Here is a 22815-nt window from a genome sequence, read left to right as displayed (position 1 = left end):
TAGATACTATTAAACATTGAGGTGTATAAAATGAAGTATAGATTAATTGCAGTCGTAATATTCGCTATAATCGTTCTCATTGCTACTTTTCATATTCAACCTATGCTTAATACAGATAATCAATTAATTAACTTATTTTATATTGTATTTTTATTTGTTGTTGGTGCTATTTTAGGTTATATAGGGCGTCGTTTAGATAATAAATAGCTGCGTTGCCATTTTGACTATGCAGAGAAGTTATAAACGACTTTTTATAAATAGATTTTTCTAACTTACTACTCATTTTCTATTGAGCCGATATTTCGGCTGTATTCATCTTAATTTTAGAGAACGAATATTTTCGATTTCTAATGCACTAACTTAGTGCGTCAGCTATTGAATTGATTACTAAGCTCACACTTGAGCCGAGTAAAAGAAGTGGTTAATAAGTCCACTTATGGGCATATTTGAACTGGTTAAACCACTTCCTTATTTTAAGGTACTGGTTACAAGTGGACTTTTAAGTACGGTTGTTATTGTATGAAATGTAAAGTTTTGACAAGTTATAAATAAAAAAGACTGCATCCAAAGGATACAGTCAGTTTATTAAAGGATACTCAATTTTGAGTAGTAAGTTTTAGTAGATACGGTTATTATCTTATAAAAGGCTCTACACGTAAATAGAAAACGCTTACTTTTTATAAATAAAAATTTTTCACGTCATACTTACATTATTTTTTATCTTTGCATTATTTCTATATAGTATCAAGACAAGAAGAAAATCGTTTTTAACTCGTTTCAAAACACCCTACGATTGACTCTTCTTTTTTTGAAAATAATTAGTCAATAAAATACCTGAAATAGCACATGCTACTCCACCAATAAGTCGAATGATCCAAATATTCATAGGAGCATTTTCTAAAAGCATTAATACGACATTTCCTACAAAAACAGAAATACAAATTACTAATAAAATTTTCAAACCAGACATAAATTACTCCTTTTTTAAAGGGTACTAAAGATTATTGCTTTATTCCAAATGCTTTATTAATTTTGAGACTCTGAAGCTTTATTAAACCAAAATCAACAACTTTTCGGATAGTGCATGCTATTCGCTATACGTCTGTAAATTTAGTTAAAAGTTTTTCTCAACGATCAATAAATTTTTTCGGAATAAATGCGTGTTCTACTTTTCATTTTTTATCCTACCTATGTTTGTAATTCCAACAGTTATCGGAAACATTGCCATTAACCCACTCATCATAACGTTAACATCTCCTAAAAAATAATAACCAAGAAAAGTTAATACACCTACAAATAATAAAAAATAATTAAAAGCTAATGAATTTCCTAATTTTGATTTTTTAGGCATATCTTTTTTCACGCTCCTTATTTTTTATGCTAACAAAATATTTAAAGATTTAATAAAATTTATAATACCCTTATTTGTAATTTTAAGATACTTTTTAGAGCATTTAGAGAATTTCATATATTTTTATTTAATGGCTCTTAAAAAGCAAATAAAAGTTAAATTTAAAAAATTAGAAAAACAAACCTTTACTCTAGATACTAACAAATTAAATTCTTATTTAATACTTAATATACAAAACGCGTAATTAATCTTTACACATAGTCTATAAGTATTTTTAAACGTCTGATTATAGCGTCACATCTACGCAATATACTTGTTTTACTTGTGCCGAAGTAGTCGGCTATATCTTGCTAATCGTAACAGCCAATCGTACACAGCTAATATCTAACATCATCTCTTTAGTTTCATTGTCCGCTTCATCTATTAATTGATCTAAATCATTGACTATATTACACAATCTCTCATACTTATTTGTCATACCTATGATGTTTGCTTCACTGTTAGTATCATTTAATAATTCAAAGTGAGTAAATTTCATCTCTTTTCGATATTGCTCTATACGTTCTATAATGTATTTGAATATGCCGTTATGTTAAAAATAATACATGAGAATCTATTTAAATATACTAAATTGTCTAAAAGAATAAGAAATAAAAGTAATGAACCTTTAACCTATTATTCTAGCGATGAATTAAAACAATTTCTAGAACGTATTAAAGTTGATTTAATGGATAATGCTATGTTTCGACTTTTAGGATTTACTGGTATGCGTAGAGGGAGGAATGACTTTAACTTGGGAAGATATAAACTTTAAAAAAATTAAAATTCATGGTTTTAGACATACTCATTGTTCATTATTATTTGAAGCGAGCTTATCTATTCAAGAAGTGCAAGATAGACTCGGCTCGAACACAACGATATTAATACAACCATGGATATTTATGCTCATATTATCGAAAAACAATGTGAAAAAGTTGCTAAGAAGTTTGCTAATTATATTAGCTTTTAACAATAACGTATTCAATTTTAAATTAATTAAAAAAATAACAAGCTAGAAACCGCGTAGTTATAACGTTTCTAGCTTGTTTTTACAAGTTATTTATATTCTGGCACAATGACTCTCCAACCATGTTTATCTTCTAATTTACCACTTTGGATACCAGTGTATGTGTCATATAATTTTTTAGTGATTTCTCCAGGTTCATTATGATTAATCACAATTTCTCTATCTTCATATTTTAATGTACCTACTGGAGAGATGACCGCTGCCGTACCAGAACCAAATACTTCTGTTAATTCACCTTTATCGTAAGCTTCAAATAATTCATCAATAGATACTTTACGTTCTTCGACTTCATAGCCTAATTCTTTTGCTAATTCGATAATTGATTTACGTGTAATACCAGGTAAAATACTACCATTTAACGCAGGTGTTACTAATTTGCCATTTTCAACGAAGAAAATGTTCATACTACCTACTTCTTCAACATATTTTTGTTCAACACCGTCCAACCATAATACTTGATCATATCCTAAGTTATTCGCATTGGTTTGTGCTAATAAACTTGCTGCATAGTTACCTGCTACTTTAGCAAAACCTACCCCCCCACGAACTGCACGTACATATTCATCTTCAACATAAATTTTTGTTGATTTTAATGTATCACCGCCGTAGTAAGCGCCTGATGGAGATAAGATAATTAATAATTTGTATTTTTTAGAAGCACGAACACCTAAGATGCCTTCTGTAGCGAATACGAATGGACGAATATATAAAGATTGACCCTCGCCTTCTGGCACCCAATCACGTTCGATATCAACAAGTTGTTTCAAACCATCTAATAATAATTCTTCATCTACTTTAGGCATTTCTAAACGCGCTAATGAATCATTGATACGTTTGAAGTTTTGATCTGGACGGAATAATACGACCTCACCATTATGTTTATATGCTTTTAAACCTTCAAATACAGCTTGACCATAGTGTAAACTTTGTGCTGCTGGAGAAATTTCAAACGGTGCATAAGGAACAATTTTTAATTCTTGCCAACCGCCTTTTTCTTCATCATAATCTACACTTAACATATAGTCAGTAAAATATTGCCCAAATCCAAGATTTCCTTCTGGTTTTTCTTTAAGTGTGTCACGTTGTTCAAATTTAACTTTTTCTGACATGTTGAAGCCTCCTAATATATTTCATGAATAAGATTTAATATAAATTATAGCAATCTCATATAGTCTATTCAATAAATTTTCTAAAAATTCAAATAAAATAAAAAATGAAACCCTTTTCTTTTTTTGCTCTTTAAAAGAGAGTCAAATTCCAAAGCACCTTTTTAATTATGAACTTATGTCTTTTCTTCATTTTCTTTAATCGTTCGTATCATTGTTTCTGTCATTTTAGCCAAATGATACTTTGGATTAAAGCCCCATTCTTTTCGAGAATAACTGGTATCAATATTATCTGGCCACGTATCTGCAATCATTTGTCTTACTGGATCGACATCATAATCTAATGTAAATTCTGGAATATGTTTCTGAATTTCTTTCTTAATCATCTCAGGTTCAAAACTCATTGCGCTTAAATTATAACCATTGCGTGTTACAAGTGTCTTACTATCCGCTTCCATAAGTTGAATAATCGCATCAACGGCATCGTCCATATACATCATATCCATATACGTATTTTTAGCAATATAGCTCGTGTAGTGACCATGTCTAACCGCTTCGAAGTATATTTCTACTGCGTAATCTGTAGTACCTCCACCTGGCTCTTTGACATGTGAAATGAGCCCTGGAAATCTTACACTACGTGTGTCGACACCAAATTTTTTAAAGTAATATTGGCATAATAATTCACCTGTAACTTTATTTATACCGTACATTGTTGTCGGTTGTTGAATCGTATTTTGAGGTGTGTTTTTCTTAGGTGTAGACGCACCAAATGCCCCAATTGAACTTGGCATAAAGAAACGTAAGCCATACATTCTTGCAGTTTCTAAAGCATTCATTAACCCACCCATATTTAAATCCCAAGCCTGCAAAGGATTTTTTTCAGCTGTTGCAGAAAGTAACGCAGCCATATGCATAAGTGTATCTGCTCTAAAGTCTTCTACTACAGCCATCATTGCGTCACGATCTGTTGCATCAAGTAATTCAAATGGGCTGTCACTAATCAATGAATGTGGTTCTGGCTTTCTAATATCAGTGGCTAATACATTATTTTTCCCATATAATTGTCTACATTTTAGTACCAATTCAGTTCCTATTTGTCCTAGTGCTCCTGTAATTACAATTCTCTTCATTCTCATTTCTCCCTTTATCTTATCTATCCTAGTAGCAGCTTTTTAGAACTCCCCATATTCTTAGTTCCACTACTATATTATAAAACTATTTACATATATCATTAGATTGTACGTTAAAGTAATAATTTTATTCTTCTAATAAATTACTTATTTGATTTAACTTACGTTTTGTTGGTTAATTATTTTTAAAATTATCTTAAATTATTTTTTTCTTCTTATATTTCAGCGCCTATATGCTACTATAAACTTGTAAATTATTTTTAAAAGGAGGCTAACATGAAGAAATATTTTGTATCACTCTTATTGATTTTCTTTATACAATAAAAATACCGCATCAGCCATGTCTACGTTATCACTGATACGGTATCTATGTTTTATACAGTATAGGGTTAATTAGTTTGTTGGGCTTTTTTATAAAAGTATTGTGCCACCACTATATCTACAATAGCTAAACCTACTGATTTAAATACTGTCACTTCTTCTTCATCATCACGTCCAGATATTTTTCCACTTACAATATCTCCTAGTTCACTATGTAGTGATCGCTCAGTAAGGATGCCTTCTTCTAATGGTACTTTTAAATCACCTGTTTCTTCCATTGCTGCTTCTGTAGATTCAACAACTATTTTATTAGCAATCAACATCGTTTCTGAAGGGAGTTCTTGCATTTCAGGTTTAAATGAACCTACTGCATTTAAATGAACACCGGGATGTAATGAATGAGAATACACCGGTTTATTTGAATTTGTAGCTGTCACAACAATATCTGCGTTTTCCATAGCTTGATCTGCTTCATCGAAGACTTTTGTTGACACGTGATACGTTTGTTTCACAAATTCAGCCAATTTTTCAGCTTTAGCTCTTGTACGACTCGAGATATGAAGCATTTCAATATCTCTCACTGCTAATATTGCTGCAATGAGCCCCTCAGCTTGATCTCCAGCGCCAATCACACACAATGTTTTTGCATCTTCACGTGCTAAATATTTTGTAGCTACACCTGAAATGGCGCCCGTACGAATCTTAGTTAAATAACTACCATCAAGTACAGCAAGGGTTTCTCCTGTCTCATAATCGCTCAGCAAGACTGATCCAGTAATTGTTTTTTTATCTAGTTTAGGATTATTAGGTGCGAAAGTGACTGTTTTAATACCGACAATATTTAATTCATCTGATAAAGCTGGCATCACTAAGTATCTATTTTCTTTATTAAAAGGTAATACATAACGTAATGGCGTTTCAGTTTTTCCTTCTGAAAACACCTGTAACGCGTGACCGACTTCTTCAATCACTTCTTTCATATCTAATAAGTTTTGTTGATCCTGTTCATTTAAAACGAGCATTTCGTAGACCCCCATTGTTTGGATATTGTTAATTAATAGAGTAGAAGTAGCAATCATCCAATTTAATCATTATATATTCTAATCAATTGAATATTAATATTTTTTATAGATTTTATTAACTTATTATTGTGATGATATAAAATTGATGATATCTTTATATTATAAATAAAAGGTACTATTTATATAGTATAGTGCCTTGCGATTTCATAACAATATGAAACTATTTATAAACTTTTGACACCATCACTTTTCTTATGAGAAAAGTGATTTTTTTATCTTTCTATAAATGATTGCTATAATACTTGTTGTTTAATCTATAATACCTTCATTATAATAGGTAGCTTTATTATCTAAAAATACTTTTAAACTATGATTATAGTATGTAAGTTTTTGGTCTGCTTCTTCGATAGTCATCCATTTTGTTTCTGAAATTTCATTTTTCATCTGTATATCTATGACTTCATTTTTAATTGTAGCTTTAAACATAATAAATAATGTGTGTACATTCATTTGAGTGGATTTACCTTCATTAATACTTACGATATCTCCAATCTTAGCATTAAGACCTGTTTCTTCCATTACTTCACGTTTCAAAGCTTCAACTAGTGTCTCTCCCTTTTCTACCTTTCCTCCTGGTAATGACCACCCCCCGCCATCTGTATTATTAACAAGTAATACTTTTCTTTCTTGATTTTGTATGAGCGCATATACTACTTTTAAATCTTTCACAGTTTCACCTTCCATCATTTGGAATTTCAAATCGACTTACTGGCTGGCCGTTTTTTTTAATGTACGAATTAATTTCATATCCTCCATGTTTTTTTATTACTTTTTGTGAAGCATCATTATAAGGATTACATGTCATCAATACTTTATGTATCCCCATTTTATTTAGTCTATTTAGTGCTTCTTCTAACATGCTTGAAGCATAACCATTTCCTCTGTATGGTTTGGCGACGCCATAGCCTACATGTCCTCCAATGTTTTTTAATTTATCATTAAGTTCATGACGAATATTTACTGCACCAACAATATCATCATTTTTAAAATAAAATAATGTTGTAGAAGGAACGGTATTCATATTTACGGGTGGATGATTCAATTGTTCGACCATTTGTTGAAAAGATTGATAATGTGCGACATCGACATTAGATGGAACAATTTTCTCATTGTTGTCATACCAATATTGTAAATATCGAATTAAACTTTCTTTATCTTTATACTCTAGTTTTCTTAATTCAAGCATGTATACACCTCTTTTTTTACAATTAGTGTACCACTAAAAATGAAAAACAATCCATTTATACATTTAAACTAATAGATGACTCAAATTAATTAAATGTTTATTTAATACTATTTAACCTTTTCCAACTTTTTAATACTTTAAGTGCTTGATCTAACATTTTTTAGTGCGTGCGACATAATCACCTACGACATCGATAGCTTTAGATAATGTACCGATTTGGAAATCAATTTTGTCTTGTAAGTCTAAATGTTTTACTATTCCTGCACCTTTATCTATCACAAAACCATGTGTCTCATCATTTCTCTTTTATTATTGATTCATCATCATTTATTATCATCATAATCATTTTATATTATAAGATAATTCATTCATTTAATACCTGATAGTGTATCTTTTATTAAAATTATAATGAGTGACTACTGAGTTTAAGTAGAATTTGTTATACTAAAGTTCATAATAATTAGGAAGAAGTGGTCAATGTGTTTGATTGGTTTCAATTAGCCAGTGAAAAAGAAAATAGAATGATTCAAATGCGTCGCTATATGCATCAATATCCAGAGCCTTCATTTGAAGAAACGTGGACACATAACTACATTCTCAATCAGTTAAGTCATTTAGACTGTGAGATTGTGTCACCTGTAGGACGAAATGGTATCAAAGCAACTTTTAAAGGAAAAGAAAATGGTCCAACTATTGCATTTCGTGCAGACTTCGATGCATTACCAGTCCAAGAATTAAACGACGTTCCATATAAATCTAAAAACGATGGTTTTATGCATGCATGTGGTCACGATGGTCATACTGCTATTTTATTAGGTGTTGCTGAAATTGTTCACGAACATCGTCACTTATTAAAAGGAAATGTTGTATTTATTTTTCAATATGGTGAAGAGATTATGCCAGGCGGCTCTCAAGAAATGATTGATGATGGCTGTTTAAACGATGTTGATAAAATTTATGGTACTCATCTTTGGAGTGGTTATCCTACTGGTACAATTTATTCAAGACCAGGTGCAATCATGGCTTCTCCAGATGAATTCTCGATTACCATTAAAGGTAAAGGAGGTCATGGAGCTAAACCTCATGAAACAATTGATCCAATTGTAATTATGGCTGAGTTTATACTAAGTGCTCAAAAAATCATTTCTCGTACCATTGATCCTGTAAAAGAAGCAGTATTAACCTTTGGTATGGTACAAGCAGGTTCTTCTGATAGTGTTATTCCAGATTCAGCATTTTGTAAAGGGACCGTACGTACCTTTGATACAAAACTACAAGCTCATGTTCAAGAGAAAATGGACAAGTTATTACAAGGTCTTGCATTAGCGAATGATATCACTTATGACATGGAGTATATTAGAGGGTATTTACCAGTTCATAATCATGAAGCAGCTTATGAAACAGTTAAACAAGCGGCAAATGATTTACATTTACGTTTTAATAAATCAGAACTGATGATGATTGGTGAAGACTTTTCACACTATCTAAAAGTCCGACCTGGTGCATTTTTCTTAACTGGATGTGGCAATGCTGATAAAGGTATTACAGCCCCACATCACAATCCTCATTTTGATATTGATGAAGCATCATTTAAATATGCTGCAAGTGAATTTCTTAAAATCTTAGAACTTGAAAGCGTTTTTTAATTCATTGTTAAATATGTATCGTAAATCTTAGAATATAAACGATTGAACCAGCTCATAGATAGTATTTATCTATGGGCTATTTTATTAATATTCTTTTCTAAATGAAAGCGCAGTGAACTCAAGTCTTATTTTCAAATAAAAAAAGACCCCCACTAAGGGAGTCTTCCATATCAAATAATAAATTATTCGAAGATTTCAGTTACAACGCCTGATCCTACAGTACGTCCACCTTCACGGATTGAGAAACGAGTACCGTCTTCAATCGCGATAGGAGCGATTAATTCTACTGTCATTTCAACGTTGTCGCCAGGCATTACCATTTCAGTACCTTCTGGTAAGTTAACAACACCAGTTACGTCAGTAGTACGGAAATAGAATTGTGGACGATAGTTAGAGAAGAATGGAGTATGACGTCCACCTTCATCTTTTGATAAAACGTATACGTCTGCTTTGAATTTTGTGTGAGGTGTAATTGAACCTGGAGCAGCTAATACTTGACCACGTTGTACATCTTCACGAGCAACACCACGTAATAAAGCACCGATGTTGTCACCAGCTTCAGCGTAGTCTAATAATTTACGGAACATTTCTACACCAGTAACAGTTGTTTTAGAAGTTTCTTTGATACCAATAATTTCAACTTCTTCACCAACTTTGATTTGACCACGTTCAACACGGCCTGTAGCAACAGTACCACGACCAGTGATTGAGAATACGTCCTCAACTGGCATCATGAATGGTTTATCAGAGTCACGTTCTGGAGTTGGAATATAATCATCAACTGCTTGCATTAATTCTAAGATTTTTTCTTCGTATTGAGCATCGCCTTCTAAAGCTTTTAAAGCTGAACCAGCGATTACAGGTACGTCGTCACCTGGGAAGTCGTATTCAGATAATAAGTCACGTACTTCCATTTCAACTAATTCTAATAATTCTTCATCGTCAACCATGTCAACTTTGTTTAAGAATACTACTAATGCTGGTACACCTACGTTACGTGATAAAAGAATGTGTTCACGAGTTTGTGGCATTGGACCATCAGCAGCAGATACTACTAAGATAGCGCCGTCCATTTGAGCAGCACCAGTGATCATGTTTTTAACATAGTCAGCGTGTCCTGGGCAGTCAACGTGAGCATAGTGACGTTTGTCAGTTTGATATTCGATGTGTGCAGTATTGATTGTAATACCACGTTCTTTTTCTTCTGGAGCGTTGTCAATCATGTCATATGATTGTGCTACACTGTCACCATTTTTAGCTAATACAGTTGCGATAGCAGCTGTTAAAGTAGTTTTACCATGGTCAACGTGACCGATAGTACCAATATTGGCATGTTCTTTTGAGCGATCAAATTTTTCTTTTGCCATTATTAAATCTCTCCTATTCTAGTTAAGTTATTTCAATATTATCTCTCATGATAGTTACTCACTATCATGAGACATAATGATTGTTCTAAAAAGAATTCATAGTTCTTTTATAATGCATTTTGGATAAAAAATCAATTCATAAAGATGAATGCTTAATTAATAAGCTCAAGCTGTATTTTACCTAGATTTACTAGTTAAAACAAGTTATATTATTCACCTTTATTTTTTTTGATGATTTCTTCAGCAATTGATTTTGGAACTTCTGCATAATGGTCAAAGTACATAGTGTAAGTACCGCGACCTTGAGTGTTAGAACGTAATGAAGTTGCATAACCAAACATTTCTGAAAGTGGTACATAAGCGTTAACAACTTGTGCATTACCACGTGGTTCCATACCATCAACACGTCCACGACGAGCTGTTACGTCACCCATGATATCGCCCATGTATTCTTCAGGCATTTCGATTGTAACTTTCATCATTGGTTCTAAGATAACTGGATCACATTTTTTAGCAGCTTCTTTAAGTGCTAATGATGCAGCAATTTTGAAGGCCATTTCTGATGAATCGACATCATGGTATGAACCATCAAATAATTTAGCTTTAACATCAATTAATGGATAACCAGCTAATACACCGTTTTCCATAGCATCTTTAAGACCAGCTTCAACTGATGGAATATATTCACGAGGAACTACACCACCAACGATAGCGTTTTCGAATTCGAACCCTGCGCCAGTTTCATTTGGAGTGAATTCAATATGAACATCACCATATTGTCCACGACCACCTGATTGACGAGAGAATTTACCTTGAACTTGAGCAGATTGTTTAAATGTTTCACGATATGAAACCATTGGTGCACCTACGTTACATTCAACGTTGAATTCTTTTTTCATACGGTCTACTAAGATATCTAAGTGTAACTCACCCATACCACCGATGATAACTTGTCCAGTTTCTTCGTCAGTATGTGCATGGAAAGTAGGGTCTTCTTCTTGTAATTTAACTAAAGCTTGAGTCATTTTATCTTGGTCAGCTTTAGATTTAGGTTCTACTGATAAGTGAATAACTGGTTCTGGGAATTCCATTGATTCCAAGATAATGTCATTTTTCTCACCACATAAAGTGTCACCAGTACCTGTTTCTTTAAGACCTACAGCTGCAGCAATATCTCCTGAGTAAACAGTGTCAATTTCTTGACGAGAGTTCGCATGCATTTGTAATAAACGACCTACACGTTCACGCTTATTTTTTGTTGAGTTTTTAATGTATGAACCAGATGTTAACGTACCTGAATATACACGGAAGAAAGTTAATTTACCAACATAAGGGTCAGTCATAACTTTGAAAGCTAATGCCGCGAATTCGCCATTATCGTCAGCTTTTGCAATGACTTCTTCATCAGGATTTTCAGCACGATGACCTACGATAGGTTTAACATCTAATGGTGATGGTAAGTAATCAATTACTGCATTAAGCATTAATTGAACACCTTTGTTTTTGAATGCTGTACCACAAAGTACTGGGTAGAATTCTACGTCAGTAGTGGCTTGGCGGATAGCATTTTTTAATTCAGCTACTGAAATTTCTTCGTCACTAAGATATTTTTCCATTAATTCGTCGCTAGTTTCTGCAACTGCTTCGATTAAATTAGAACGAGCTTCTTCTGCTCTTTCTTTGTGATCTTCAGGAATTTCAATTTCATCAATTTCTGTACCTAAGTCATTTGTATATTTGAAACATTTCATTTCAACTAAGTCGATGATTGCTTCAAATTCATCTTCGGCACCAATTGGTAATTGGATAGGTGCTGCATTTGCTTGTAAGCGATCATGTAATGTGCTTACTGAATACTCAAAGTTTGCACCAAGTTTATCCATTTTGTTAACGAATACAATACGAGGAACACCATAAGTAGTAGCTTGACGCCAAACTGTTTCAGTTTGAGGTTCTACACCTGATTGAGCATCAAGTACAGTAACCGCTCCATCAAGTACACGTAATGAACGTTCAACTTCTACAGTGAAGTCTACGTGTCCTGGTGTATCGATAATGTTAACGCGGTGGTCTTTCCAAGAAGCTGTTGTTGCAGCTGATGTGATTGTAATACCACGATCTTGTTCTTGTTCCATCCAGTCCATTTGTGAAGCACCTTCATGTGTTTCACCAATTTTGTGGATACGACCTGTATAATAAAGAATACGTTCAGTCGTTGTAGTTTTACCAGCATCGATGTGAGCCATGATACCGATATTACGAGTGTTTTTCAAAGAAAAGTCTCTAGCCATTGTTTTTCTCCTTCCAGTTATTACTGAATAAGTACTATAGAATATGGCGATGCCCTAAGCATGAACCATTTTTCTTGGTAAACCAATATGACGGAACACACTCAGGGTTAAAGCTTTAATCTTACCAACGATAGTGAGCGAATGCTTTGTTCGCTTCAGCCATTTTGTGAGTGTCCTCACGTTTTTTGACTGCACCACCTGTATTATTAGCAGCATCTAAGATTTCGTTAGCTAAACGATCTTCCATAGTTTTTTCACCACGAAGACGAGCGTAGTTTACTAACCAACGTAATCCTAAAGTCGTACGACGTTCTGGGCGCACCTCAACAGGTACTTGGTAGTTTGAACCACCTACACGACGCGCTTTTACTTCTAATACTGGCATAATGTTGTTAATAGCTTCTTCGAATACTTCTAAAGCATCACGACCACTGCGTTGTTCTACAAGGTCAAATGCAGAATAAAGAATTCTTTGTGCTGTTCCGCGTTTACCATCTAACATAATTTTGTTAATTAATTTTGTAACTAACTTAGAGTTATGAATTGGATCTGGTAATACGTCTCTTTTAGGTACTGATCCTTTACGAGGCATTATAAAGTCCTCCCTTCCTATTATAATATATTCTTAAAAATTGATAGTAAAATTTACACAATCTTAAACTTAATTTTTAGGTTTTTTAGTTCCGTATAATGAACGTCCTTGTCTACGTCCATCTACACCTGAAGTATCAAGCGCACCACGTACAATATGGTAACGCACACCAGGTAAGTCTTTTACACGTCCACCACGTACAAGTACAACACTGTGTTCTTGTAAGTTATGGCCGATACCAGGAATGTATGCGTTGACTTCAATGTTGTTTGATAAACGCACACGAGCGTATTTACGTAACGCTGAGTTAGGTTTTTTAGGTGTCATTGTACCTACACGAGTACAAACACCACGTTTTTGAGGTGAGTTTAAGTGAGTAAATTGTTTCTTTTTACTATTGAAACCTCTGTTTAACGCTGGTGAATCTGATTTTTTAGATTTACTTTGTCTAGGTTTACGTACTAATTGGTTAATAGTTGGCATTGAATGTCCTCCTCTCTTCATTTTTTAATTCCACACATCCAGGTGGTTCATTTTTAGGTTAAATAAAATTTAGTAAGTTTTTATACTTACTAATTCTCATTCAATAACGCAACAATTGTCGCATTAACATTAATACCTACTGCTTTTCCTAAAGCCGATTTGCTTTCGAAATAAGTAATCGGTATGCTTTTATGATTGATTTGGCTAAATACTTGAGCTAATAAATATATCTCAACATCTTTAGCAATAATCAATGATGTAACTTGATCTTTTTTCAACGCTTTTAACGTTTGTTTAAGACCAACTACAAAATGTTGTTTGTTAAAGCGTGCAACTTTTTCATTAGACATTAAATATCCTCCAAAGTTCTGCTTGCATCAACCTTTACAATAATAACACTTTATATAATAATTAGTCAACATTTTTTATCATTTTCTGTAAATATTAAAAGAAAAGAACTTGGAACAAATTAAAGTTCCAAGTTACTTTCACATTAATTACTCAGTCACTTCTGCTTCGTCAGTTTCAGCAACTGGAGTACCCACTTTATCGTATTTAACGTCACTATAACGTCTCATACCTGTACCAGCTGGGATAAGTTTACCAATAATAACATTCTCTTTAAGTCCAAGTAAGTCATCGCGTTTACCTTTAATAGCAGCATCAGTAAGTACACGAGTAGTTTCTTGGAAAGAAGCCGCAGATAAGAAGCTTTCTGTTTCAAGAGATGCTTTAGTAATACCAAGTAATACTGGTTTTGCAGTAGCTGGGCGTTTGCGTTCTTTAAACGCTTCTCTATTAGCATCAGTAAAGTTATGAATATCTACTAATGAACCTGGTAGAAGTTTAGTGTCACCAGCTTCAATAATTCTTACTTTACGTAACATTTGTCTAACCATTACTTCAACGTGTTTATCGTCAATTTCTACACCTTGCATACGATAAACTTTTTGCACTTCTTTAAGTAAGTAGCTTTCAGTCGCGTTTAAACCAGCAACAGCTAAGAAGTTCTTAGGTTCAATAGAACCTTCAGTTAATACTTCTCCACGTTCTACTGATTGGCCAATTTCTACTTTAATTCTTGAAGTACCTGAAGCAAGATAAGATCTTGTTTCATTAGCGCCTTTAATCACAATTTCTTGTTGGCGATCTTTTGCTAATTTAATATCTTCAACGACACCTTCGATTTCAGTAATTACCGCTTGGCCTTTAGGGTTACGTGCTTCAAAGATCTCTTGGATACGAGGAAGACCTTGAGTGATATCGCTTCCTGCTACCCCACCTGTATGGAAAGTACGCATTGTAAGTTGAGTACCAGGTTCACCAATTGATTGAGCGGCAATAGTACCAACTGCTTCACCTACTTCAACTTTTTCACCTGTAGCAAGGTTTTTACCGTAACATTTTTCACATACACCATGACGAGTATTACATGTAAATGCTGAACGGATATACATTTTTTCAATACCTGCATTTGTAATTTTCTTAGCAATTTCAGGTGTGATTAATTCATCAGGACGAATAATGATTTCATTCGTTTCAGGATGACGAATTGTTTCTTTAGAATAACGTCCTTCAATACGTTCGACAAATGGTTCAATCATTTCTGTACCTTCTTTAATATCAGAAACTAATAAACCACGGTCCGTACCACAATCTTCTTCACGAACGATAACATCTTGTGCAACGTCAACAAGCCGACGAGTAAGATAACCTGAATCAGCTGTTTTAAGTGCTGTATCGGCAAGACCTTTACGCGCACCATGCGTTGAAATGAAGTATTCTAATACTGTTAAACCTTCACGGAATGATGAAGTAATTGGTAACTCAATAATTTTACCTGATGGCGCAGCCATTAATCCACGCATACCGGCTAATTGTGTGAAGTTAGATGCGTTACCACGGGCACCTGAGTCACTCATCATAAAGATTGGGTTTGTTTTTTCAAGTGATTGCATTAATTCGTCTTGAATTTGATCTTTAGCATCTGTCCAAATTTCAACAACTGCGTTGTAACGTTCATCTTCAGTGATTAAACCACGATTAAATTGTTTAGATACACGTTCTACTAATTTTTCATGTTCATCTAAAATTTGTTGTTTATCTGGAAGTACTACGATATCAGATACACCAACTGTGATACCAGCTTTAGATGAGAATTTGAATCCTAAATCTTTCATACGGTCAAGCATCATTGATGTATCTGTGATGCTAAATCTGTTAAATACTTCAGCAATAATATTACCTAAGAATTTTTTGTTGAAAGGTGCAGTAAGTTCTTGCTCTTCGAAGTAAGCTTTAAGACCACCTTCACCTAATTGTGTTGGATCAACAAAATATTTATCAGGTGTTTTATCTTCTAAGTTTTCTTGAGTAGGTTCATTAATATATGCAAATGAATCTGGAATGATTTCATTAAAGATCACTTTACCTACAGAAGTAGCTAAAATTTTATTATTTTGGTCTTCAGTAAATGTAGGGTTATTAAGTGAACGTGCATGTAAACCTATACGAGTGTGTAGATGCACATAACCATTTGCATATGCTTTAAGCACTTCATTTGTATCATTAAAGATTATACCAGTATTTACAGCATCTTTACGTTCTAAAGTTAAGTAATAGTTACCTAATACCATATCTTGTGATGGTGTAACAACTGGTTTACCATCTTTAGGGTTCAAGATATGTTGCGCCGCTAACATTAACATACGTGCTTCAGCTTGTGCTTCTTTAGATAATGGTACGTGTACCGCCATTTGGTCACCATCAAAGTCAGCGTTATAAGCTGTTGTTACAAGTGGATGTAAACGGATTGCACGTCCTTCTACTAAAGTAGGTTCGAAAGCTTGAATACCTAATCTATGAAGCGTTGGTGCACGGTTAAGTAATACTGGGTGTTCTCTAATGACATCTTCTAATACATCCCATACTTCATCATCCATGCGTTCAATTTTACTTTTCGCATTTTTAATGTTTGTTGCGATTTCACGTTGAACTAATTCTTTCATTACGAAAGGTTTAAATAATTCAAGTGCCATTTCTTTTGGAAGACCACATTGATACATTTTCAAGTTTGGTCCTACCGCGATAACTGAACGACCTGAGTAGTCAACGCGTTTACCAAGTAAGTTTTGACGGAAACGACCTTGTTTACCTTTTAACATATGTGATAAAGATTTCAATGGTCTATTACCTGGACCAGTTACTGGACGACCACGACGACCATTATCGATTAGTGCATCTACTGCTTCTTGTAACATACGTTTTTCGTTTTGAACGATGATACCAGGAGCACCAAGATCTAATAAACGTTTCAAACGATTATTACGGTTAATAACACGACGATATAAATCATTTAAATCACTTGTTGCAAAACGTCCACCATCTAATTGAACCATAGGACGAATTTCTGGTGGAATAATTGGTAGTACATCTAAAATCATCCATGAAGGATTATTTCCAGAATTTCTAAATGATTCCACAACTTCTAAACGTTTAATTGCACGTGTTAATCTTTGTCCAGTTGCTGATTCTAATTCATCACGTAATGCTTTTAATTCTTCATCTAAGTCAATTTCTTCTAATAGGTCTTTAATACCTTCTGCACCCATTTTTGCTACAAATTGACCTGGGTATTTATCATAATATTCTCTGAATTCAGCTTCAGATAATAATGATTTTTTCTCTAATCCAGTTGGACCTGGATCTACAACCACATAAGAAGCAAAATAAATAACTTCTTCTAATGATCTTGGAGACATATCTAATAAAAGACCCATGCGACTTGGGATACCTTTAAAGTACCAAATGTGAGAAACAGGTGCTGCTAATTCAATATGACCCATTCTTTCACGACGAACTTTAGATTTTGTGACTTCTACACCACAACGGTCACAAACCATGCCTTTGTAGCGTACACGTTTGTACTTACCACAACTACACTCCCAGTCTTTTGTAGGTCCAAAAATTCTTTCACAGAAAAGACCATCTTTCTCAGGTTTCAAAGTACGATAGTTTATTGTTTCTGGTTTTTTCACTTCACCATATGACCAAGAACGGATTTTTTCAGGTGAGGCTAAACCGATTTTCATATAATGGAAATTATTTACATCAATCAAGGAGCCTACCTCCTTCAATTTAGATTAGCTGTGCTATTTGATTGATTTACATTTACTGAAACTGACATCACATACATAAGATGCACATCAGTGCGCAATCTAAATCTTGATGAGATTAAAATTACGCAACTCATGTTTATTCATCTTAAATTTATAATTTTATTATTCGTTAGTTTCTTTTTGAGTTTCTGGAACATCTTTTTGTTGTAAATCTACTTTGCGCTCAGTTGCATCTTCATCATCAACATCGGCCATTTCGATTTCATTATCATGTTCATCCATAACTTTTACATCTAAACCTAAACTTTGTAATTCTTTCATCAATACTCGGAATGATTCAGGAACACTTGGTCTTGAAATGTTTTCACCTTTAACGATAGATTCGTATGTTTTAACACGACCTACAGTATCGTCAGATTTATAAGTTAAGATTTCTTGTAATGTGTATGCTGCACCATAAGCTTCAAGTGCCCATACCTCCATCTCACCGAAACGTTGTCCACCGAATTGTGCTTTACCACCAAGTGGTTGTTGTGTAACAAGTGAGTAAGGTCCAGTTGAACGTGCATGCAATTTATCGTCAACCATGTGAGCAAGTTTAAGCATATACATTACTCCAACAGAAATACGATTATCAAATGGTTCACCAGTACGTCCATCATATAATACTGTTTTACCATCACGTGCCATACCAGCCTCTTCGATTGTAGACCATACATCATCGTCGTTTGCACCATCGAATACTGGAGAAGCAACATGAATACCTAAGTTTTTAGCAGCCATACCTAAATGTAACTCTAAAACTTGTCCAATGTTCATACGTGATGGTACACCTAGTGGGTTTAACATGATATCGATTGGACGTCCATCTGGTAAGTAAGGCATATCTTCTTCAGGAACAATCTTAGAGATAACCCCTTTGTTACCATGACGACCACACATTTTGTCCCCAACATGGATTTTACGTTTTTGAACGATATATACACGAACAAGTTGGTTCACACCTGGTGATAACGTATCATCGCCTTCTTCACGATTAAATACTTTAACGTCTAGAACGATACCACCTGCACCATGTGGGACACGTAATGAAGTATCACGAACTTCTCTTGCTTTTTCACCAAAGATAGCGTGTAATAATCGTTCTTCTGCAGTTAATTCTGTAACGCCTTTTGGCGTTACTTTACCAACTAAGATATCTCCATCTTTAACTTCTGCACCAACGTATATAATACCACGATCGTCTAAGTTTTTAAGTGCATTTTCAGAAACGTTAGGAATATCACGTGTGATTTCTTCAGGTCCTAATTTAGTATCACGTGCTTCAGATTCGTATTCTTCAATATGAATTGAAGTATATACATCATCTTTAACTAATCGTTCACTCATGATAACGGCATCCTCATAGTTATATCCGTCCCAAGTCATGAAACCTACAACGACGTTACGACCTAATGCCATTTCTCCTAATTCCATTGAAGGACCATCAGCTAAAATTTCATTATATTCTACAACGTCACCTACAGAAACGATTGGACGTTGGTTATAACAAGTACCAGAGTTTGAACGTTTAAATTTAGCTAGTGGGTAACGATCTAATTCGCCTTCATGTTCAGTTCCATTTTCCTCAACTAAACGACGAACTAAGATTTCATTAGATTCAACGTGTTCAACACGACCTCTATGTTTTGCAGTAATTGCTGCACCAGAGTCACGAGCTGCCACATGTTCCATACCTGTACCCACAAATGGAGCTTCAGGATTCATCAATGGTACTGCTTGACGTTGCATGTTCGCACCCATTAACGCACGGTTAGAGTCATCGTTTTCAAGGAATGGAATACAAGCTGTCGCCGCTGATACTACTTGTTTAGGAGATACATCCATGTAGTCCATTTTTTCTTTTGCCATCACAGTGTTGTTACCACGGAAACGACATACCACTTCATCATCTAGGAAACGACCATTTTCATCTAAACGAGAATTGGCTTGTGCAACTACATAGCTATCTTCTTCATCAGCAGTTAAATAATCAATTTGATCAGTAATTGAATTGGTATCAATATCTACTTTACGATATGGTGTTTCGATAAAACCAAATTCATTTACACGTGCATAACTAGATAATGAGTTAATTAAACCAATGTTTGGTCCCTCTGGTGTTTCAATTGGACACATACGACCATAGTGAGAATAGTGTACGTCACGAACTTCCATTTGTGCACGTTCACGTGTTAAACCACCAGGTCCTAAAGCAGAAAGACGACGTTTATGTGTTAACTCTGCTAATGGGTTAGCTTGGTCCATGAATTGAGACAATTGAGAACTACCAAAGAATTCTTTAATTGAAGCAATTACAGGTCTAATATTAATTAATTGTTGTGGTGTAATTGAATCAGTATCTTGAATAGACATTCTTTCGCGAACGACACGTTCCATTCTAGATAAACCAATTCGGAATTGGTTTTGTAACAGTTCACCTACTGAACGTAAACGACGATTACCTAAATGGTCAATATCATCTGTATAACCAATACCATTCAATAAGTTAAAGAAATAACTCATTGAGGCAATAATATCTGCTGGTGTAATACATTTCACTTCTGAATCAGGTAATGCATTACCAATCACTGTTGTAGTGCGTTCTTCTTCATCATTTGGAACATACACTTTAATTGATTGAATTTCTACAGGTTCATCAATAACGCTACCTTCTAACTCGAACACTTCACTGTTTGCATTTGACTCTAAAACATTCATAATTTCGTCTAATTTACGACGATCTAAAACTGTTCCTTCTTCAGCAACAATTTCACCTGTTTCGCTGTCAACGATTGGTTCCGCTAATTTTTGGTTAAACAAACGATGTTTTAGGTGTAACTTTTTATTTGTTTTATAGCGACCAACACTTGCTAAATCATAGCGTTTAGGGTCGAAGAAACGTGAATATAATAAGCTTTTTGCGTTTTCAACTGTTGGTGGTTCACCAGGACGTAAACGTTCATAGATTTCTAATAAAGCTTGTTCAGTATTTTCAGTACTATCTTTTTCAAGCGTATTACGTAAGTATTCACTGTCTCCTAATAAATCGATAATTTCTTGATCACTAGAGAATCCTAAAGCACGTAATAATACTGTTAAAGGTAATTTACGTGTTCTATCAATTCGAACGTAAACGATGTCTTTAGCATCTGTTTCATATTCTAACCACGCACCACGGTTTGGAATAATCGTTGCGTCGTAATTTTCACGTCCATTTTTATCTATTTTTTCATTAAAATATACTGATGGTGAACGTACTAATTGTGAAACGATAACACGTTCTGCACCATTAATTACGAACGTACCAGTATCCGTCATCAATGGGAAGTCACCCATGAAAACTTCTTGTTCTTTAACTTCACCAGTTTCTTTGATAATAAGACGTACTTTAACACGAAGAGGTGCAGCATAAGTAGCGTCACGGTTTTTTGATTCTTCTAAATCATATTTTGGTTCACCTAATCTATAATCCACAAATTCTAAAGATAGGTTTCCAGTGAAATCTTCAATTGGTGAAATATCACGGAACATTTCTAATAAACCTTCTTTTAAGAACCAGTCATAAGATTTAGTTTGAATTTCTATTAAGTTAGGTAATTCTAATACTTCTGAAATTCTCGCATAATTTCTACGTTTACGATGTCTTCCATATTGGACAACTTGACCTGCCAAACAGATTCACCCCTCAAATATTGTGTTGAACTTATACACAAAATTTCACATAACAAGACAAAAAGAAAACGGCAACACAATTGATGACACCATTTTCGATTCTTTTCTTATTCTTGTTTATCGTGCTCATTTTGCGTAAAAGTACACACTTGTTGAACATAAATTTTTACATTTTATAACTATATCAGAATACCATTTTGAAATCAACCTTTTTGGCTCTTCAATATATAGTACCCTTTACTTTTGTTCACAGTTTCTACATTATTAAATATTTCTTCCATTTTCTTTTTAGCAGAAGGCATACCTTGCTTTTTCTGAATGACAACATAGAGTTCACCTTGATTTTTTAGCTTTTGATATGCTTCTTCAAAGATTCGATGAACAACATTTTTTCCAGCTCTAATTGGTGGATTTGTTAATACAAAGTCAAAGTATTCATTCTCAACTTGTGACAGACCATCACTTTCTGTAATGATGACGTTATCAATTTGATTTTGTTTTTTGTTCTTTTCAGCTAAATGTAAAGCTCGATGATTCACATCTACCATAGTCATTTGATGGTGTGGTGACACTTTAGCAATCATTAAACCAATAGGACCATAACCACAGCCAACATCAATGATACGTTTACTTGGACCTGGTGGATATTCATTTAAAAACGTTTGTACTAATAAATCAGACCCAAAGTCTACTTTTCCTTTTGAAAAAACGCCTGCATCTGTCGTTAGTTTTAACTGAGATTTATGATAAAAGTATTGAATTGTTTTTTCATCACTTTGTACTTCAGGATTTTCATCATAATAGTGACTCATGATTTCACCTCTTTATTCGTTCATCTATTTGATTAGAAAATGAATTAAAACCCCGTTATCAACAATAACGGGGTTTTAATTTCTCAAAGAATGCAAGTAATCATTAACACTTTCACTCTAAAGTGACTAAGTTAAAATGATTTACTTATATATTAAGTTAAGATACTAGAATTATTTTAATTCTACAGTAGCTCCAACTTCTTCTAATTGTTCTTTAAGTTTTTCAGCATCTTCTTTAGAAACAGCTTCTTTGATTACTTTAGGAGCGTTGTCTACTAATTCTTTAGCGTCTTTTAAGCCTAAGCCAGTTGCTTCTTTAACTGCTTTAACAACTTTGATTTTTGAAGATCCAGCTGAAGTTAATTCAACGTCAAATTCAGTTTTTTCTGCACCAGCGTCTCCGCCACCAGCTGCACCAGCTGCTGCTACAGGAGCTGCTGCTGTTACACCAAATTCTTCTTCAATTGCTTTTACTAAATCGTTTAATTCTAATACTGACATTTCTTTAATTGCTTCAATGATTTGTTCTTGATTAGCCATTTTATTA

General features: G+C 34.0%; 19 protein-coding genes and 2 pseudogenes. 3 read left to right on the top strand and 18 right to left on the bottom strand.

Translation table 11 applies throughout. The features are described 5' to 3' along the window. Positions 1-30: 30 nt before the first annotated feature. Positions 31-207, top strand: coding sequence for a hypothetical protein (locus HMPREF2953_RS11480; RefSeq protein ID WP_176746039.1), 177 nt, complete (start codon positions 31-33; stop codon positions 205-207). A gap of 580 nt (positions 208-787) precedes the next feature. Here the strand turns inward: HMPREF2953_RS11480 and HMPREF2953_RS07650 are convergent. From HMPREF2953_RS07650 to HMPREF2953_RS11665, 3 genes are all read right to left on the bottom strand, one after another. Next, positions 788-970: a hypothetical protein gene (locus tag HMPREF2953_RS07650; RefSeq protein ID WP_033079969.1), complete on the bottom strand. Its 183-nt coding sequence runs from the start codon at positions 968-970 to the stop codon at positions 788-790. 195 nt (positions 971-1165) lie between these two features. Beyond that, a complete protein-coding gene (locus HMPREF2953_RS07645) occupies positions 1166-1351 on the bottom strand; it encodes a hypothetical protein (protein ID WP_070672696.1) in 186 nt (61 codons plus the stop codon). A gap of 340 nt (positions 1352-1691) precedes the next feature. Then, positions 1692-1889: a hypothetical protein gene (locus tag HMPREF2953_RS11665; RefSeq protein ID WP_070672693.1), complete on the bottom strand. Its 198-nt coding sequence runs from the start codon at positions 1887-1889 to the stop codon at positions 1692-1694. 30 nt (positions 1890-1919) lie between these two features. On the opposite strand from HMPREF2953_RS11665, the pseudogene HMPREF2953_RS11660 reads away from it, so the two are divergent. Beyond that, a pseudogene (locus HMPREF2953_RS11660) lies at positions 1920-2360 on the top strand (tyrosine-type recombinase/integrase); the annotation flags it as partial. Between the two features lie 86 nt (positions 2361-2446). Here the strand turns inward: HMPREF2953_RS11660 and HMPREF2953_RS07630 are convergent. From HMPREF2953_RS07630 to HMPREF2953_RS07605, 6 genes and pseudogenes are all read right to left on the bottom strand, one after another. Next, the gene (locus HMPREF2953_RS07630) at positions 2447-3526 is read right to left on the bottom strand and encodes a branched-chain amino acid aminotransferase (protein WP_049431103.1); all 1080 of its coding nucleotides are present in this window, start codon (positions 3524-3526) and stop codon (positions 2447-2449) included. Between the two features lie 173 nt (positions 3527-3699). Then, on the bottom strand, positions 3700-4656 hold the full coding sequence (locus HMPREF2953_RS07625) for an NAD-dependent epimerase/dehydratase family protein (RefSeq protein WP_070672690.1): 957 nt from the start codon (positions 4654-4656) through the stop codon (positions 3700-3702). A gap of 389 nt (positions 4657-5045) precedes the next feature. Then, positions 5046-5999 (bottom strand): ornithine cyclodeaminase family protein, encoded by a 954-nt coding sequence (locus HMPREF2953_RS07620; protein ID WP_070672687.1) that lies wholly within the window; start codon positions 5997-5999, stop codon positions 5046-5048. 309 nt (positions 6000-6308) lie between these two features. Next, positions 6309-6728, bottom strand: coding sequence for an NUDIX hydrolase (locus tag HMPREF2953_RS07615; protein ID WP_070672720.1), 420 nt, complete (start codon positions 6726-6728; stop codon positions 6309-6311). Between the two features lie 4 nt (positions 6729-6732). After that, the gene (locus HMPREF2953_RS07610; RefSeq protein ID WP_070508223.1) at positions 6733-7245 is read right to left on the bottom strand and encodes a GNAT family N-acetyltransferase; all 513 of its coding nucleotides are present in this window, start codon (positions 7243-7245) and stop codon (positions 6733-6735) included. 156 nt (positions 7246-7401) lie between these two features. Next, positions 7402-7542 (bottom strand): annotated as a pseudogene (locus HMPREF2953_RS07605) (8-amino-7-oxononanoate synthase); the annotation flags it as partial. A gap of 182 nt (positions 7543-7724) precedes the next feature. On the opposite strand from HMPREF2953_RS07605, the gene HMPREF2953_RS07600 reads away from it, so the two are divergent. Continuing rightward, positions 7725-8891, top strand: coding sequence for a M20 family metallopeptidase (locus tag HMPREF2953_RS07600; RefSeq protein ID WP_070672685.1), 1167 nt, complete (start codon positions 7725-7727; stop codon positions 8889-8891). Positions 8892-9073: 182 nt separating this feature from the next. Here HMPREF2953_RS07600 and tuf read toward each other — a convergent pair whose 3' ends face one another. The 9 genes from tuf to rplL form a co-directional block, all read right to left on the bottom strand. Further along, the gene (gene tuf / locus HMPREF2953_RS07595) at positions 9074-10258 is read right to left on the bottom strand and encodes an elongation factor Tu (RefSeq protein WP_070672682.1); all 1185 of its coding nucleotides are present in this window, start codon (positions 10256-10258) and stop codon (positions 9074-9076) included. 209 nt (positions 10259-10467) lie between these two features. Continuing rightward, entirely contained in the window at positions 10468-12549 is a 2082-nt protein-coding gene (gene fusA, locus HMPREF2953_RS07590; protein ID WP_070672679.1) for an elongation factor G, read from the bottom strand. A 121-nt stretch (positions 12550-12670) separates the two neighbouring features. Continuing rightward, complete coding sequence (rpsG, locus tag HMPREF2953_RS07585; RefSeq protein ID WP_001137495.1) at positions 12671-13141, bottom strand: 30S ribosomal protein S7; 471 nt, start codon at positions 13139-13141, stop codon at positions 12671-12673. 69 nt (positions 13142-13210) lie between these two features. Beyond that, complete coding sequence (rpsL, locus tag HMPREF2953_RS07580; RefSeq protein WP_049336728.1) at positions 13211-13624, bottom strand: 30S ribosomal protein S12; 414 nt, start codon at positions 13622-13624, stop codon at positions 13211-13213. An 89-nt stretch (positions 13625-13713) separates the two neighbouring features. Continuing rightward, positions 13714-13974 (bottom strand): ribosomal L7Ae/L30e/S12e/Gadd45 family protein, encoded by a 261-nt coding sequence (locus tag HMPREF2953_RS07575; protein ID WP_002449063.1) that lies wholly within the window; start codon positions 13972-13974, stop codon positions 13714-13716. A gap of 147 nt (positions 13975-14121) precedes the next feature. Beyond that, entirely contained in the window at positions 14122-17715 is a 3594-nt protein-coding gene (gene rpoC, locus HMPREF2953_RS07570) for a DNA-directed RNA polymerase subunit beta' (protein WP_176746040.1), read from the bottom strand. A gap of 189 nt (positions 17716-17904) precedes the next feature. Continuing rightward, positions 17905-21456, bottom strand: a complete 3552-nt coding sequence (rpoB, locus tag HMPREF2953_RS07565; RefSeq protein WP_002449020.1) for a DNA-directed RNA polymerase subunit beta — start codon at positions 21454-21456, stop codon at positions 17905-17907. A gap of 203 nt (positions 21457-21659) precedes the next feature. Beyond that, positions 21660-22268, bottom strand: a complete 609-nt coding sequence (locus tag HMPREF2953_RS07560; RefSeq protein ID WP_070672673.1) for a class I SAM-dependent methyltransferase — start codon at positions 22266-22268, stop codon at positions 21660-21662. Positions 22269-22439: 171 nt separating this feature from the next. Beyond that, complete coding sequence (gene rplL / locus HMPREF2953_RS07555) at positions 22440-22808, bottom strand: 50S ribosomal protein L7/L12 (protein ID WP_049336734.1); 369 nt, start codon at positions 22806-22808, stop codon at positions 22440-22442. Positions 22809-22815 lie beyond the last annotated feature (7 nt).

This window comes from Staphylococcus sp. HMSC072E01, assembly GCF_001814125.1.
Classification (GTDB): domain Bacteria; phylum Bacillota; class Bacilli; order Staphylococcales; family Staphylococcaceae; genus Staphylococcus; species Staphylococcus hominis.
Note: the sequence above shows the minus strand (reverse complement) of the source record. Positions and strands in the feature narration are given on the sequence as shown.

Bases quoted from the DNA above. Each gene is read 5' to 3' on its own strand.
- HMPREF2953_RS07625 (WP_070672690.1), bottom strand. From the start codon at position 4,656: ATGAAGAGAATTGTAATTACAGGAGCACTAGGACAAATAGGAACTGAA.
- HMPREF2953_RS07630 (WP_049431103.1), bottom strand. From the start codon at position 3,526: ATGTCAGAAAAAGTTAAATTTGAACAACGTGACACACTTAAAGAAAAA.
- tuf (WP_070672682.1), bottom strand. From the start codon at position 10,258: ATGGCAAAAGAAAAATTTGATCGCTCAAAAGAACATGCCAATATTGGT.
- rpoC (WP_176746040.1), bottom strand. From the start codon at position 17,715: ATGAAAATCGGTTTAGCCTCACCTGAAAAAATCCGTTCTTGGTCATAT.
- HMPREF2953_RS07645 (WP_070672696.1), bottom strand. From the start codon at position 1,351: ATGCCTAAAAAATCAAAATTAGGAAATTCATTAGCTTTTAATTATTTT.
- fusA (WP_070672679.1), bottom strand. From the start codon at position 12,549: ATGGCTAGAGACTTTTCTTTGAAAAACACTCGTAATATCGGTATCATG.
- rpsL (WP_049336728.1), bottom strand. From the start codon at position 13,624: ATGCCAACTATTAACCAATTAGTACGTAAACCTAGACAAAGTAAATCT.
- HMPREF2953_RS11480 (WP_176746039.1), top strand. From the start codon at position 31: ATGAAGTATAGATTAATTGCAGTCGTAATATTCGCTATAATCGTTCTC.
- rpsG (WP_001137495.1), bottom strand. From the start codon at position 13,141: ATGCCTCGTAAAGGATCAGTACCTAAAAGAGACGTATTACCAGATCCA.
- HMPREF2953_RS07610 (WP_070508223.1), bottom strand. From the start codon at position 7,245: ATGCTTGAATTAAGAAAACTAGAGTATAAAGATAAAGAAAGTTTAATT.
- HMPREF2953_RS07650 (WP_033079969.1), bottom strand. From the start codon at position 970: ATGTCTGGTTTGAAAATTTTATTAGTAATTTGTATTTCTGTTTTTGTA.
- HMPREF2953_RS11665 (WP_070672693.1), bottom strand. From the start codon at position 1,889: ATGAAATTTACTCACTTTGAATTATTAAATGATACTAACAGTGAAGCA.
- rplL (WP_049336734.1), bottom strand. From the start codon at position 22,808: ATGGCTAATCAAGAACAAATCATTGAAGCAATTAAAGAAATGTCAGTA.
- HMPREF2953_RS07575 (WP_002449063.1), bottom strand. From the start codon at position 13,974: ATGTCTAATGAAAAAGTTGCACGCTTTAACAAACAACATTTTGTAGTT.
- HMPREF2953_RS07560 (WP_070672673.1), bottom strand. From the start codon at position 22,268: ATGAGTCACTATTATGATGAAAATCCTGAAGTACAAAGTGATGAAAAA.
- HMPREF2953_RS07620 (WP_070672687.1), bottom strand. From the start codon at position 5,999: ATGCTCGTTTTAAATGAACAGGATCAACAAAACTTATTAGATATGAAA.